Source organism: Endozoicomonas sp. ONNA2 (assembly GCF_024606365.1).
Lineage (GTDB): Bacteria > Pseudomonadota > Gammaproteobacteria > Pseudomonadales > Endozoicomonadaceae > Endozoicomonas.
In genome coordinates this window covers 1-1,408 of record NZ_JAHHPO010000203.1, presented here as the reverse complement: position 1 = coordinate 1,408, position 1,408 = coordinate 1, and the positions used below count along the sequence as shown (strand labels likewise).

Below are 1,408 nucleotides of genomic sequence, written 5' to 3'. Positions count from 1 at the left end.
TTAGCAAAGTGATGAGGCGGGCGGGGGCGGATGTCGCATAATATGCCGGGTTAGGGATATGCTTGATGACTTTTTCAGCGCACCCTAATAAGAACCCTGCTGTCGGCCATTTGGTCGTTGACACTTTAGCTTTACTGTCAGCTTTACTGTCAGGATTATCAGGGACAGTAATATCCGCCGGTCTGGTTGGTGTTAATTCGTTGATCATGATGGTAACAACTCCTGTTTATACCCTGCGACTCAATGGCGGCAGGAAGAAAGGAAGAAAAGCACAGCGTGTGGAGTGCATGATGATTGTTGGCTGCCGTGCAGTTCGTCCAGAAATTTCTTTTGACAATGGGGGCAGGATTTTGTTCCCGATTTCTAACCGATCAGGTTCAAAATTTATCGCTCATAGAAAGCCACAACTCTGTCAGCAAGTGTTGAGCGTTCACAGTCAGTTCCATTAGACGCCTCCAGAACAAAATTGTAAGCCTTTGCTACTATGTAGGGAGCAAGGCAGGCTGTAACGCTGAAGCCTGTGAAATACCCAATAGCGCCTCCAATCCCTGCACCAATCAACTGACCTTCTGGCTCTCCTGTCATCCCCCCTAACAGCATACCTGCGGCACTCAGAGCGAAACACCCAATTTGAGAGGCGGCTGGAATGATTATCGCAAATCCACTGCCCATTGCGATCGCTGACAATGTGGCCAGGACATGCTCGGTTTTTCGGGTTTTTAGTGATCGCCCATCGTATCTGATGTTTTGTCCCGGTATTTGGGGGCTTTCATTTGTGCACATATCAATAGAAACTTTTTTGCCAGAAAGCCCGGCTTCACTTTCTTTAGAAAAAGTGACTACAGTTGACGGATTGTATCGGGTGGCGAAATTAAACTCATTGGTTTCGATAACATTCATATAACAGCTCTAATTACATGGATTGATGAACCATGGATTGGTCTCAGAATAAATCATATTACTCTGTCCGGGAAAAGGGTGCCAGCCGCTGCGTGCAAAGCATACGCGGTTTCAGTTATTCGGGTAGCATCTGTAGAAATATGAAAGTTCAGAACAGTTTTTAAAAGCAATTAGCTATTGAGATACATCACTATTCAATAAAACATGATGGTTAGAATTACTATCGTCCAACGGATACAATAAGAAATCAGGCTGAAATACAACAGATTTAATTATTAAAATTAAAGAGTGCAAAAAAAGAAAACTGAGAAAACGGAGCATAACAAAATCGCTGCGTTGGTTGCAGCGATCGTTTATTTATATGTTAAATAAGTCTAAGTAGCTGGCCATATGGAATCGAATATTTCTGGCTACTTGGGCTGGTACTATGCGAGGCACAACGGAGGAAGCATAGCCATAGCTATGTGACCGGAGTTGTAACGAAGCACGACTGCATGGATGCAGGAGC

Annotated in this window: 2 protein-coding genes; both read right to left on the bottom strand. The window is 44.2% G+C overall.

Annotated features, from left to right (window positions below; translation table 11 throughout):
- The coding region (locus KDK14_RS03690; protein WP_257263669.1) for a hypothetical protein at positions 1-208 on the bottom strand (208 nt) is incomplete at its 3' end.
- A gap of 176 nt (positions 209-384) precedes the next feature.
- Entirely contained in the window at positions 385-900 is a 516-nt protein-coding gene (locus KDK14_RS03685; protein ID WP_257263668.1) for a hypothetical protein, read from the bottom strand.
- Positions 901-1,408: the final 508 nt, after the last annotated feature.